Source organism: Phaeobacter sp. JH20_26 (genome assembly GCF_048056275.1).
Taxonomy (GTDB): domain Bacteria; phylum Pseudomonadota; class Alphaproteobacteria; order Rhodobacterales; family Rhodobacteraceae; genus Phaeobacter; species Phaeobacter bryozoorum.
Genome location: NZ_JAYMWL010000010.1, coordinates 52480 through 65485, shown reverse-complemented (window position 1 = coordinate 65485; position 13006 = coordinate 52480). Strand labels below are relative to the sequence as shown.

The 13006-nt window shown below is 58.8% G+C and carries 9 protein-coding genes and 1 pseudogene; 6 read left to right on the top strand and 4 right to left on the bottom strand.

All coding sequences use genetic code 11. The features are described from left to right. Position 1 precedes the first annotated feature (1 nt). The 3 genes and pseudogenes from VWY60_RS04805 to VWY60_RS04795 all read left to right on the top strand — a co-directional run bounded on the left by VWY60_RS04805 (position 2) and on the right by VWY60_RS04795 (position 4150). Complete coding sequence (locus VWY60_RS04805; RefSeq protein ID WP_416541564.1) at positions 2-2518, top strand: Hsp70 family protein; 2517 nt, start codon at positions 2-4, stop codon at positions 2516-2518. A gap of 185 nt (positions 2519-2703) precedes the next feature. Beyond that, positions 2704-3378 (top strand): annotated as a pseudogene (locus VWY60_RS04800) (DUF932 domain-containing protein); the annotation flags it as partial. Positions 3379-3397: 19 nt separating this feature from the next. Then, complete coding sequence (locus VWY60_RS04795; protein ID WP_416541563.1) at positions 3398-4150, top strand: hypothetical protein; 753 nt, start codon at positions 3398-3400, stop codon at positions 4148-4150. Between the two features lie 18 nt (positions 4151-4168). On the opposite strand, the gene VWY60_RS04790 is transcribed toward VWY60_RS04795, so the two are convergent. From VWY60_RS04790 to VWY60_RS04775, 4 genes are all read right to left on the bottom strand, one after another. Next, on the bottom strand, positions 4169-5293 hold the full coding sequence (locus tag VWY60_RS04790) for a Fic family protein (protein ID WP_416541562.1): 1125 nt from the start codon (positions 5291-5293) through the stop codon (positions 4169-4171). Between the two features lie 120 nt (positions 5294-5413). Beyond that, entirely contained in the window at positions 5414-5653 is a 240-nt protein-coding gene (locus VWY60_RS04785) for a hypothetical protein (protein ID WP_416541561.1), read from the bottom strand. Between the two features lie 160 nt (positions 5654-5813). Then, positions 5814-6440, bottom strand: coding sequence for a hypothetical protein (locus tag VWY60_RS04780; protein WP_416541560.1), 627 nt, complete (start codon positions 6438-6440; stop codon positions 5814-5816). A 10-nt stretch (positions 6441-6450) separates the two neighbouring features. Next, a complete protein-coding gene (locus VWY60_RS04775) occupies positions 6451-7170 on the bottom strand; it encodes a division plane positioning ATPase MipZ (RefSeq protein WP_008336065.1) in 720 nt (239 codons plus the stop codon). Positions 7171-7861: 691 nt separating this feature from the next. Here VWY60_RS04775 and mobC point away from each other — a divergent pair. The 3 genes from mobC to VWY60_RS04760 all read left to right on the top strand — a co-directional run bounded on the left by mobC (position 7862) and on the right by VWY60_RS04760 (position 12584). Then, positions 7862-8311, top strand: coding sequence for a plasmid mobilization relaxosome protein MobC (gene mobC, locus VWY60_RS04770; protein ID WP_416541559.1), 450 nt, complete (start codon positions 7862-7864; stop codon positions 8309-8311). Between the two features lie 87 nt (positions 8312-8398). Then, positions 8399-10645 (top strand): relaxase/mobilization nuclease domain-containing protein, encoded by a 2247-nt coding sequence (locus tag VWY60_RS04765; protein WP_416541558.1) that lies wholly within the window; start codon positions 8399-8401, stop codon positions 10643-10645. Then, positions 10638-12584 carry a type IV secretory system conjugative DNA transfer family protein gene (locus VWY60_RS04760; protein ID WP_416541557.1) on the top strand — a complete coding sequence of 649 codons (1947 nt, stop codon included), beginning with the start codon at positions 10638-10640 and terminating at the stop codon, positions 12582-12584. Before VWY60_RS04765 ends, VWY60_RS04760 begins: the two co-directional genes overlap by 8 nt. Positions 12585-13006 lie beyond the last annotated feature (422 nt).

Sequence of the window (13006 nt, the reverse complement as noted above, 5' to 3'; positions counted from 1 at the left end):
TGTGTATCTAGGTATCGATCTCGGAACATCGAACTCTGCTGTTGTTGGGCATGTCGATGGGGCGCTCCGGCTCTTTAAGACTGCCGACGGCACCGATGTGCTGCCAAGCGTTATCTACCTGGATAAGCGCGGACACCGGTTCATCGGAAAGACGGCCTATGACCGTTTGCTCTCTGCGCCAAAGAATGTCGCGCATGGCTTTAAGCGTTCCATGGGAACCAAGAATCCAATTTCCCTAGCTGGGGAGAACTGGACCCCGGTGGAGTGCTCGGCAGAGATCATCAAAACGTTGGTTGGCCAGGCCATGACTGAGGCCGGTTCGCAAGAAATCGAAGGCGTAGTCATTACGACACCGGCCGCGTTTAATCAGATGCAGAGCGAGGACACTATTTCAGCCGCGCGGCTCGCAGGGTTGGAAAAGGTCAGCCTGCTGCAAGAGCCGGTTGCTGCTGCTTTGGCCGCAATCTCCAACAGCAAGCAGAAAGACGGCGTTTTCCTTATCTATGATCTTGGCGGCGGGACATTCGACCTCGCCCTCGTGATGAGTACCGCTGGCGTTGTTAACGTTGTTGCCCACGAGGGCATCAATATGCTCGGCGGCAGAGACTTCGACAGAATTATTTTCGATAGCGTCGTCCGGCCATGGCTTTCGCAGAATTTCAGCCTGCCAGCCAATTTTCAGGCCGACGAGAGATACAAGCATCTTGCCGATGTCAGCAAACACGCAGCTGAAAAGGCAAAAATCCAATTGTCTGCATCTGAAACAGCTTCAATCTTTGCCACTGAAGATGAGGTGCGTGCTACTGATGAAAACGGCGAAGAGATTTACATCTCTATCGACCTTTCCCGCGACGAGATGACTGAACTGGTTCGCGACCGGATCGAAGATTCAATTGCTTTGTGTCGGAAGATCATCGCCGCAAACGGCTACAAGAACGAAGACATCTCGAAGATTGTGCCGATCGGCGGACCTTCGAAGATGCCCATCATCCGGCAGATGCTGGAAGCAGAACTTGCTATTGCTGTAGATAGCGGACTGGACCCCATGACCGCCGTTGCCACCGGTGCGGCGATATTTGCTGAGAGCCGAGAATGGGAAGGTAACAGCTCCACTCAGAAAACATCAAAGCACCGGGAAATAGTCACAGGTGACATCAGTCTTTCGTTGGACTTTAAGTCCCGCGTCTCGTCCGAAAGCACAAAGATCCGGGTTAAACCTGCGGGCGAAATTCCCAGTGGCTTCGAACTCGAAATCCTTGATGAAGAAGGCTCGTCTTCTGGTCGGATACCGTTGAACGGTCCGCTAAACGTTGGTGTTAGCGTTCGAAAGAACGGCAAGAACCGATACATGGTCAACGTTTTCGATCAGACCGGTAGCAAGGTTGAAAGCGCTTCACGAGAAATCAGCATTACGCGAGCCGAAGCCAGCGCGGCTAGCGTTCCGATGACCTACAACCTGGCCGTGAAAGTTCAACATGGCATGGTTGGGTATGAGCGAAACAAGCTGGACGTATTGGTCAAGAAGGGAACTGCGCTGCCAGCGCAAGGTCGGCAGAAATTTCGTTCTGGCAAAACGCTCATTGGCGGGGAAGATGACTTCATTGCGGTAGAGTTCTATGACATGGCGGATGACGTAGACAGCCCGGAGCACAATCTTCACATCGGCAACTTCCGCCTGAACAGCCTAGATGAGTTGGAGCGGGGAGAGCGGATCAACCGCGGCGACGAATTCATTATTGACTGGAAGATGAGTGACAACGGCACGCTGAGCTTTGCTGTCGAACTGCCTTCTCTTGGCAGGATAATTGACGCTTCGAATCTTTATCGCCATGACGACGGTGGGATAAACTACGAAGGTGAACGGGGCGCAGAAGTCGCGGCAACAATGCTTTCTCGGGTAGAAAGTGATCTGCAAGAGCTTGAATGTGCATTGGAGCACGATCCTGACCCGTCCGGTAGCATTCGGAAACGTATCGAGCGGCAGCATGCGGCGCTATCCACCTCTGTGGATGCTGACACCCATCGTTCCGTAGCCGAGGAAGCCCGGAAACTGCGCCAGGACGTTGCTCTATTGAAGATGTCCCCTCAGAATGAAGAACGTGTGCTGGCGGATGAGGCTGCCAAGGCCGAGCTGTCGTTTGATGAGTTGAGGAATGTGGCACAGCCCGTCGATGCGGAACGACATGACAAGCTGCTTGTCACGGCGCGTCGGTCAATTCGTGAGAAGAATTTCGATTCCGCGCGAAGATCGCTGGGCGAAATGCATGGCATCCGAATGAAAGTCCTGGCGGAAACCCCAGATTTCTTGATCGAGATTCTGAAACTTCTTGCAACAGAGAGGCATCTGGTCGTTGACGAGGGGCTGCACGAACAACTTGTCGCTGCTGGCGTAGAAGCTGCTAAGGCCGGTGATGTAGATCGGCTAAGATACGTGATAGGTCAAATGATGAGCAACAGAGTGTCCACGGGCGCTGATGCAGCCGACATTGTCGAGCTAGCACATCTTTTGGGTTCTTAAACCGTTTCTCGCCATTTAGGAGAACGCAGGATACAAGGCTACGTCATTCAGGCGGTGGTTGGATACGTTTATACCGCATCACTGTCCGCCGCCGTTCGTCTGTAGAGTGAGAGGCGTGCCGGTTTCCCGGTGACGGGTTGAGGGCTGGGAGAGTGGCTCCCGGCGCCCGTCGCGGGAGATAGCTGATGGGCGTTGTGGAAGTTCTGGATCCGGTTCAGCCGGCGCGGGCTGGTGGCTGGAAAGTGGATGTAAGCCGGGGTGAGCGGAACGGGCGGGTGTCGTCCGAATGGTTCAACCGGCCGGATGACGAGCGGTATCTGTCGCTCGACGATCTCTGGGCCAATGTGAAGAGTCGCTCCGAGCGCAGCCGCAGCCGCGTGGTGCAGACGGCGGACATCCGCGTAGAGGCCGCGCGCGATAACCCCGAGCGCTTGCATCTGATGCTGCCGAAAGCGCATGAGCCGGTCGCGCCCACGCATTGGGCCTTTGGCCAGCTTTCCAGCATCGTCGACGCGCCGGCCTCCTACCTGCGGCAGTTGCCCGCGCCGCTGGCGGGGATCAACCTGCAATACGGCCTGACCAACCACCGCGCCGAGCAGGTGAAGACTTTCGAGACGGAAGACGGCCGGACCGAACTGCGTGCCGTGACCGGTCCCGACTACGGTCGCATCCATGACTTCGAGCTTGTCGAGGCGGTGCAGCGCATCGCGGGCAATGGCACGGGCGATACGCGCTGGAAGGTGCCGGGTGTGCTCGACTGGTCGACCGGGGTCTACAACCCCGATGTCGAAATCAGTCGCGACACGACCACGCTCTACGCCTCGGACCGCGACGTCTTCTTGTTCCTGGTCGACGACCGCAAGGCGTCCGCTGATCATCGTGTATGATGAAGGCCACAATCTCTCGGACTTGCAGTCTGAAAGGCTGCTGGAACTGTCACCGGATGCGCTCATCGTTGCGAGCGCTACGCTTACCTTGCCGCCGCGTCTCAACAATGTCATGGGGCGGCTTCGCAATGATAAGGGTTGGAAGGACGAGGACTTTTCAACGTCAGTCTCGAGCAGAGAAGTTGTTCTTTCGGGACTTGTAAAAGAGCGTATCTCAATAGACGGCTATATTACGCCTCTCGAGCCAGCCTTGGATAACTTGCTTGCAGACCTGAAGATCGCGCAGGAAGTTACAAGGGATCACAAGCTCCCCTTCACGCCGAAGGCCATCTACGTTTGTTCAACTAACACTGTCGATGGGATGTCCATCGCTGAGGATTTGAAGAGACCGTTCAAGGACCGGCAGGCTCGTCCCATTCTTATTTGGCGTCACCTTGTTGAGGTAGCCAAAATCAAGCCAGAGAAGATAGCAGTCTACTGCCAGCTCAAGTTCTCAAAGGACTCCCCCAAGCCTACTGAAATGCACCTGTTTGACGGCGGAGAGAAGGACTATGCTCGCTTCACGGCGGGAAAATATGAGCATGTCATTTTCAATCTTGGTCTCCAGGAAGGCTGGGATGATCCCGCTTGCTGCTTTGCCTACATCGACAAGGAAATGGCTTCGGCGCGGCAAATCACTCAGGTAATAGGCCGGGTTCTGCGCCAGCCAGGGGCTGTGCACTACTCGTTGTTGATTGAACGGTAGCTCCATAATCTCCAGGAATCATTTCTTGAACAGACCTTCAGATCTTAGCTTCAGCCAGTACCTCGTATGCCGTCGATCTCCGGTTCGGCTGAGCGCACCTTTCTCGACCAGATCCTGCAGATCGCGGGTTGCGGTTGCGCGTGAAGTTCCGGTGATCTTGAGATAGTTGTCGGCGCTGAGGCCGCCTTGGAAACCGCCAGGGCCTTCCCGAAACATTCGAGCGATGGCCTTGGCCTGGCGTTCGTTCAGGTGGTCTCTGTGGCGATCGTAGAAGTGTGCCTTGCTGATGAAGAAGCCTACGCGGTCGAGTGTTACCTGTTGGGCCATCAAGACAACTTCTGCGAACCAGACGAGCCAATCGGTCACGTCGAGCGTTTTTTGATGCTGCTCGAGCTGATCGTAGTATCCCTTGCGCTCCTTCTCGATGGTGAAGGCGAGCGAGATGAGGGTCGGCTGGCCATTGTTCTGCGCCAGCGACTTTTCAGCGAGGGCGCGACCCAAGCGGCCGTTGCCGTCTTCGAATGGGTGGATGCTCTCGAAAAAGAGGTGGCTTAGCCCTGCGCGCGTCAGCGCTGGAAGCGGCTCTGCTCCCCCCGGACCGGTCTTGTTGAACCAATCCGCGTATCGCTCCATCTCAGGCATGACCCGCTCCGAGGGCGGCGCTTCGAAATGGATCGTGGGCCGGTCAAGGCGGCCAGAAACGATTTGCATCGCCTCGGCGTGTTGTCGGTAGGCCCCAATGGTTTCCAACCGACGGTCATGGGACAGGAGCATCCGATGCCAGCGGTACAGTGTCTCATGGGTCAGCGGCTCTGCAAAACTGGAATAGACGTCGACCATCATTTCCGCGACGCCCTGTTCGCGCGGTTTGGCAGGGTAGCTGTCCGGATCGAGGCCGAGATGACGGCGCAGCGAAGACTGGACACTGAGCCGATCGAGGATTTCACCCTCGATGGCGCTCGTCTGCATCGCTTCCTCGCTGAGCAGTTCGATGCGGAGTTGCTCGCGCTCTGGCTGCCTGACATGATGGACCGCGCCGAGGATTTCTCCGGACGACTGCAGGAACGTCTGCTCAAACGGCTCCAGAGCGGAGGCGTCATACCGGAATTCCGGCCAATCGGGCAGCGTCCAGTTCCAAGCCATGAGTTATAGACATCCTTTCTATAACTCACATTTAGATCACTTCTGAGGCATAGAAGTCAACTCTATCGCTCAAAGGACCTTCGGGATGGGATGACCCACAAACCGACGCGAGACCTTGAGCTAGGCCTTTTCAAGGTGCGTCAGATCTTGCTGACGCGGTCTGGGGGCCTTCGGATCGGCGGGGTTTTGTTCCGGCGCTTGAATGAATGGTTCATAGCGAACGTCCGCTATGGCGCCGTCGAACCAGGCAGGCTGCACGTCACCATTGTTCCATTGGTAAAGGTAGCCAACCAGATTTTCAGATGTCTTGCAGAGGATGCGCATGATCGGTTCGCCAGTCAGGCGGGGCTTCATATTCATAATGCGTTCCTCCTAAATGGACCTCGCAACTCGTCACTACTGAGGTCTGAAATTCCTGTTAGCTGGTGTTAGGACTAGGTTTCTGCAACTGCAAGATGAACCGTTCCGGGTGGGCGAAAATCCACCGTCGAAATGCAAGTTATCTTTTCATATAGGTATCTTAGGGTTCATGCGGCGATGCAGCACGAACAGCAATTTCTTCCAAGATTTTGTCGATCTCGCCCCATATGCGTGGTTCCACCTGACCGCGGATCAGAGCCCATTTACTCAAGACGTCGAGGGGGTCGTGGTCCCGGAGGAGGACACCCAGGCTGGCCGCATCTACTGCCAGAGATGTACGGGCCTGCCACTGCGTGTTTCGAGTGCGCCGCTCCTCCGCGACTGGCGCGAAGACGGGCGACAGTTGCCAGCCTTTGACTGCACGGCGCAGGGCGGCACGCACCACATGTGCTGGCTCAACACCACAAGTCTGGAGCGCTGCTTCCTGTCGTTCGAGTGCGTTGACCCTGATGTCGATTTTCCGGGTCGGGCTCAAAGCGCGCGCCGATACGGGAGCTCTCAGGCTGGTATGCGGGTCAGAGCTTTCCGCGGTGACTTGGTGCGGCGCCACGGTACCTTCCGGCACACGCTCTGACTCGTGCCGATCAACGTCAGCGGCTGGGGTGCCTGTCTTTGTTGCTGTGACCTGTGCCGCATCTTCCTTCCCGGGAATCTCGCGGTCACCCTGTTGCAGGGTGGCGGCGTAGGCTGGGTCGGGCCTGGTGATGGTCGGGATCTTCTTGCGCAATCGACTGTCCTCACGCAGCAAGAATGTTGTTGAGGATGTCCGTCGCCTCCTCGAGCGCCTCGACGACATGACGTACATGTGGACGCATCAGAGGGTTTGGATCCGATTGCTTTTCCAGCGCCAAGGCGTGGAGAAGCCCCTTCTGATCCATCTCCTTGTAAGTGTTTCGCCGCATCATGACGGTCTCAATCACCGGAAAACGGGTGAGCGCTTCTTCAATCAGGGCGGCGTCAGCACGGGTCGTTTTCGGGTCGACCATGTTGAGGACGACGTGGTGGCGCGGAAGGCTGGAGGGGTCGTCAACGCGGGATTTCAGTTTCTCAAACCAATCAGCTGTCTGCGCTCCGACATCGAAATCAGACGTCGACAGCATGACGGGCGTCACGATGTGGTCCGCAAGCACCGCGATGCCGTCTGACCATTCGGCACCGACCCCTGCGGTATCGATAAAGATGAAGTCTGCCGTGCCTGCCATGTAGACCTGATCGATCTGATCCTCGACACCCGCCACGCTTTCGACGGTGGCCGAGCAGAGAAGCGGCGAACTCAGCCCACCGGCTTCCGCCCGAGCATGCCAGGCCCCGAGTACCCTCGTGCTGTCCGTGTCGATCAACATCACTCTGCGTCCGGCGGCGATCGCGGCACTGATCAAGGCGCGCGAAAGCGTCGTTTTTCCACTGCCCCCTTTCCGGGCCATTGCTGCGACCACCACAAGATTTTCGTTCGGCATTCTGATCCTCCGCAAAAATAGTGAATCGCAACGATAATACCAAAATGTCGCTAAACGCATGAGGCGGAGGGGTCAAGCAGAAGTCGGGATGCGACCCGCGTCTGGCATGCTGCGGACGGCGTTTTGCAATGACCGTGCGACGTCTGCCGTGGCGCCGTCAGCATTCGTCGCGGGGCACGACACACCCTCCAAATGTCGGGATGCGCTTGGCGATGTACTGCGGACGGAATGCAGGTGCCGGATAGCGCGCTCCAGACGACGGGAGGCAGTCTCGCGTATGTCGTTCCGCGGGTGACGCGAGACGGTTAGCACGCGGCAAAACCCGTCTTGCGGGGTGCAAGAGACGGGGCGCAAAAGACGCGATGCGCGATGCGGAGACCGCATCGCGTGGTGCAATGAGCGCGAAGCGCGATCCATTTGACAAAGGACGGGAAATCGCCCCTGCAGGGCGATTTTCTATATTGAGTACAAGCCCTTATGGCTGACTCCACTTGCGTTGGGAGTCGGCGGGCTTGTACGAAGTTGGCAAGAAATAGGAACGTTAACTTCAAAATGCCCCGCCGTCGTAGACTGTCAGAGATCGAGCGATCGACCATCGCCCAGGACCGCCGGAACGGCGTCTCCGCGGCGTCGTTGGCCGCCCACTACGATGTTAGCCTTAAGACGATCTACAACGTGGTGAACCACCGGGATGAGCTGTCAGACAGCGAACGGCAGCCGATCGCGGGTTGTGGGGATCCGGGTCTCGGACGACGACCTGCGCCGGTTCGACGCGGCGCTGTCGCGGCGCGGGATTGCGCACCGCTCGGATGCCATGCGCCGCCTGATGCTGGCGGCCGAAGGTGTCTTCTTGCCCGACGACGAGATGTGTGACGAGTTGCGCAGCCTCGGCGCCGCGCTCAACCGGGTCGGCAACAACGTGAACCAGATCGCGCGACGTCTGAACGAGGCTAAGGTGCGGGGCGAGAGACAGTCCTACCCGGCCTCAAGTCACCGTGACGTCCGCGCCCTTGCCGGTCTGGTCTTCGATCTGGCCGACCAGGTTCAGGAGATGTCGCGTGCGCGGCGCAGCGTGCTGGATCTTGAGATCAGCTCTGCCCTGGCGGGCCTCGCTGAGAGGAATGAGAATGGCGCGGAGTGACCGGATCCGTGGCATCGACCCGGCGCTATTTGACCGCGGCTGGAGCCGAGTTTCGGGATCCTGGCAGGGGCTTCCAGGGGCGCGCAGATGGTTCGGGCCGCGCGCGGCTATTCGCCAGCGATCTTCAAGGCTATCTCGAAAGGGGGCTGCCACACCGGGGCGCAGCTACGGGCGCAGCTCACATATCTCACGACAAAGTCGACCCATATCCTCGACAGTCGCGGCACCCATGACGGGAAGAAGCAGCTCTCGGAAGCCGAGATCAACCGAGTGGCGCGGCGATTCGAGAACCAGTGGAACGAGCGCTACAGCCCCAAGCTTGGCCATACGTCGCATCTGCTGATGGCATTCACGGTTGGAACCAGCGGCGAGGAGGTGCGCGATATCACCCAGGCGGTCTGCGAGAAGTTCTTTCAAGGTGAGGGATCGCAATTCGACTATATTGCTGCAATACACCAAGATCGCGCGCATCCACATGCGCATATCGTTCTGAACCGCCGCAGCAAGGATGGCGAAATGTTCTTTCTCGGGAAGGATCATCACTTCAACTACGACGCCTTTCGCGAGGCGATGGTCGAGGCGGCCCAAGTTCATGGGATCCGCCTTGAGGCGACGCGCCGTCTGGATCGCGGCGTCACGACCTACCGCGCCGAGATTGATGAAATCTACAAGGCTCGCGACGAAGGTCGGCCCCCAGTCGAGCGCCAGCGAACCGGCGCTGACCTGGCGGCCGCTCTGGAAACCGTCAGGCACAACGCGTTGATATACCGCGGGCTCGCGGCGGAGGCGTCACGCTCGAATTTCGAAGACGTGTCCGAGGCGCTCGAGAGGGCCAGCACCATCCTTGCCAGTGGCGGTCAGATTCAATCTGACGGAGCCATCTACATGTCCCAAGACGAAGCAGCGTTCGACACGCTGATCACCGAGTTTTCTCAGAACATTCGCCAGATCGAGGCGGCGATCGACAGGGCGCCGGCGGCCGAGAGGCCGGTGATCGAGCGCAAGCTGACCGACGTTCTGGCCTCGGTCGCGCATTTGAACCCACTCGGGGATCGCTCCGCCGCCCTGGTCGATGCCCCATCCCGGGACGGCATCTATGCAAGGCCGAACTTAAGTGAAGAACACCTCGCGCGTCTTGACGATGGAGAGGTGGCACCAAAGCTGGCCGAGGCGTTGCAAGGCACGGGCATTGATGCCGAGGCTGTGGCCGCGCGCCTGCGGGAGGGGGCAGGCAATGCCGCATTGGAGCGCCAGTGGCTGGCACAGGATCTGCAGGGGATTGCCAAAGCAAGCGACCTCGATCTGGAGAAATCTGCGGACCGGGAAGAAGCGCTCGACCGGCTGGAAGCCGTGCATGTTCGGCTAGGCGATGTTTTGACCGATGTACGCGTCCTGCGCGCGCCAACCGAGGTCGACGAGGTGGATAACGCTGAGGCAGCGCTTGATGAGCGGTTGACGACATCTGGGAGTGATCTCGCGCAAGATGGGTCCGACAACTTTGCCCCATCGGAGCGGCAGGCGTTCAGAGCGCTGGTGGCGCAGTTCCGCCGGACAGATTTCGATCATCCGTTCTCCGACGACCCGTCCGTCCGGCGGGCAGGCGCCGTGGAGGTTGAAGAGGCCCGCGCCGCGTTCGACGCCTACGCGCAGAAATCGCCGCAACATGCCGAACTGGCCTCAATGGCCTGGGAACAGATCACCGACAGTCGAATGCCGCCGCAATATGCGGTATCGGAGCAGGACCGCACGCTTCATGCTGGCGACATGGACCTCGCCTTGCGGGATCCTTCGGATCATCTCGGTCCGATCACCGAAGAGCTCCACACCCTCACCCGCTATCGCACGGAGATGCCGGATGATGAATTCGGGAAGGCCGTCCAGGACGAAATCAACCACCTTCGTTCGCTCGGCGCGTCGCGTACCTATATCAGCGAGCGCAGTTTCGAGATCGAGGACCAGGCGCGACAAGACTACGCCGAGCGCCGGTATCTGGAAGAGACAGCGCCAACCGTCATCGCCTTTGTGCGCAACGCCGACGCCGGGGATCCGATATCCGAAGCAGAGCGACATGACATCGTCCGGCAGGTCAACGAACGGCTAAGCCCCGACGCAATCGACGCACTGCGGGCCGGTAACGCGGACGTCCTCGACAAATTCACCGAGGATCCGCTGCGACAGCTGGAACTTGCCAAGACCTATCTCCAGAGCAGCGAGGTCACTGCGCATGGCCCGGCCATGGAGCGCGTTCTCGATGCATTGGCGGAAGAACAGATAGAGGCGCAGCGCGCACGCCACGCTGCGGCAGATGGCGAGAAGGGGATCACCCATGGATAAAGGCAAGATCGCCATCGGTGTGTTGAGCCTCGTGCTGGTCGGCCTCGCCATGGGCTATGTTGTGGCGACCGGCTTTGTCATGTTTCGCTATGGGCTTTCACCCAAGCATTTCGACGTCACCCTGCTTGCCCGCGAATATCGGGGTCTGTCTCAGTCTGCACCGAAAGACTTCCTCTGGGTGAACCTCATCCTGGGCGGCTTCGGCCTGGCATCGCTGATGCTGAGCGTCACGCTTCTGGGGGATGCATTGACCCGCTTCGGGACGACGCATTGGCAGACTCGCAGCGAGATGAAGAGGAACGGTTTCTTTGCCAAGCCCGGCGGCGGCTTCCTTCTGGGCAAGCTCGGCTCCCCGAAATCCAAGCGCCCGTTCCTAGTCTCAAAAACCTTCCCCCACGCGCTGATCGTGGCGCCGACAGGCCGGGGCAAGGGCGTGGGGTTCGTGATCCCGAACCTGCTGACCTACAAGGGCTCCGCCGTGGTGCTCGACGTGAAAGGCGAGAACTTCCGCGAGACCTCGCGCTTCCGCGCCAGCATGGGGGACAAGGTTTTCCGCTTCGCGCCGACCGACTGGGACCGACCGACACATCGCTATAATCCGCTGGCGCGCATTGCTGCCATGACCAACCCCGACCGGCAGCAGATGGAGCTTAAACTCACCGCGAAGCTCTTCCTGCAGACCGACAATGAAAAGCTGAGCGGGCTTTTGGCCGGGGGTATCGATCTCTTCGTGGCGGCCGGCCTTCTGGCCTTCGAGCGCGGCGTGCCGACCATCGGCGAGATCTATCGCATCACAGCCTCGGGGGGCGACAAGCAGAAGGAATATCTGAAGCGTTCGCAGGAAGTGAAGAACACCTCGGCCAAACTGATCTTCGAGCGTATGGCATCGACCAACAACGACACCCTCACTTCCTACCTCTCCCTCCTGATGACATCGGGTCTCGACACTTGGGACAACCGCGCGATCGACGCGGCCACCGCGACCTCTGACTTCTCCTTCCGGGATATCCGCCGCCGCCCGCATGCGATCTATCTTGTAGTGGAGTCAGAGATGATCCGCCCGCTGGCTCCGCTGATCCGTCTCTTTTTCTCGGACCTGATTGCCTCGATGCAGGCGCAGGAACCCGGCGATGACGAGCCTTGGCCGGTCATGATCATGCTCGACGAGTTCGACCGGCTAGGCAAAATGCCGATCGTCGCCGAGAGCATCAAGACGCTGCGTTCCTTCGGCGGTAACCTCGGCATCGTGACCCAGACCATCCCCGCGCTGGACGAGATCTATGGAGAAAACACCCGCAGGTCGCTGCAGGGCGGCGCCGGGGTAAAGCTCTACCTCACCCCGTCCGAGCAGAAGACCATCGAGGAATTGAGCCAGGCTGTCGGCAAGACCACCAAGCGTGTGGTGACCCGCTCCCGTGCTGTTGGACGCAATCCATTCGAAGGGCGCAGCGTCTCGGAGAGGACAGAAGATACCCCGCTCCTGACCGAGGATGAGGCCCGGCGCATGGACCTAGACGAGGTCATCCTCGTGATCGACGCGCAGATGCCGATCCGGGCAAGAAGGGTGAAGTATTTCGAGGACCCTGCCCTGAAGGTGCTGCACGCCGGCCAATCAGGAAGCTTCCCATATCCCGACGAGGACGGGCTGCGGCGGGATCGGCAGATGTCTGAGACCCGGGAAACGGTGGAGAGGTTGAAGCAAGAACTCCAGGAAGTGCGGGCGGCTGCGGGACCGCGGGAAGTCGGCCACAATGCGCCTAACGCATCGAAAACTGACCCTGTCAGCGCAGCGAAGGCCCGCGGCCGCGCAGCTGCAAGCGGAGGTGGCCAAGGTCAACTGGCGCTGAATTTTGAAGGATTGGGGATCACGAGCGCGGACCGAACGATGCTGGCTTCGGCAGTTCAGACCACGAGGGCGATCATCGCCGAACACCGTTAAATTCTCTACAGCGGACCTTCGCGCAAGGCGTGGCGAATAACGGTTCCGAGCCCAAGGCAGCCATTGCATTTCTCGCTGCGCGCGCACGCAGCACTGATTTTTCTGCACAAGCACAAAGTTTTGTGCCGTGTTGCGGCGAAAAACCGACCCTTCATGCAGTCCGCAGCAAACCTGAAACCTCGTATTTACACAGTGCGAGTCAAATCCGAACTTGGACTTTATGTATGCTGCTATCATTGAAAGCTATCGTGGTCACAGAATCGAGGCTGCTGTGCCAAAGACAACTTCACCAGATCTGTCTTTCGTGTGGGTCGCTTCATCCTGGTTTCAAACAGCCGGTGGATAGAAGGTAAAGCCAGCGCAATTTCAATCAAACTGTCGCATTGCACGCGTGTGAACTGAAGACTGTCCGTCGTTCAGAA

What these genes read in the sequence shown, in the direction of transcription:
- VWY60_RS04775 (WP_008336065.1), bottom strand. Translation starts at nt 7,170, where the DNA reads ATGCCGAACGAAAATCTTGTGGTGGTCGCAGCAATGGCCCGGAAAGGG.
- VWY60_RS04765 (WP_416541558.1), top strand. Translation starts at nt 8,399, where the DNA reads ATGGTTCGGGCCGCGCGCGGCTATTCGCCAGCGATCTTCAAGGCTATC.
- VWY60_RS04785 (WP_416541561.1), bottom strand. Translation starts at nt 5,653, where the DNA reads ATGAATATGAAGCCCCGCCTGACTGGCGAACCGATCATGCGCATCCTC.
- VWY60_RS04790 (WP_416541562.1), bottom strand. Translation starts at nt 5,293, where the DNA reads ATGGCTTGGAACTGGACGCTGCCCGATTGGCCGGAATTCCGGTATGAC.
- VWY60_RS04760 (WP_416541557.1), top strand. Translation starts at nt 10,638, where the DNA reads ATGGATAAAGGCAAGATCGCCATCGGTGTGTTGAGCCTCGTGCTGGTC.
- mobC (WP_416541559.1), top strand. Translation starts at nt 7,862, where the DNA reads ATGAGCTGTCAGACAGCGAACGGCAGCCGATCGCGGGTTGTGGGGATC.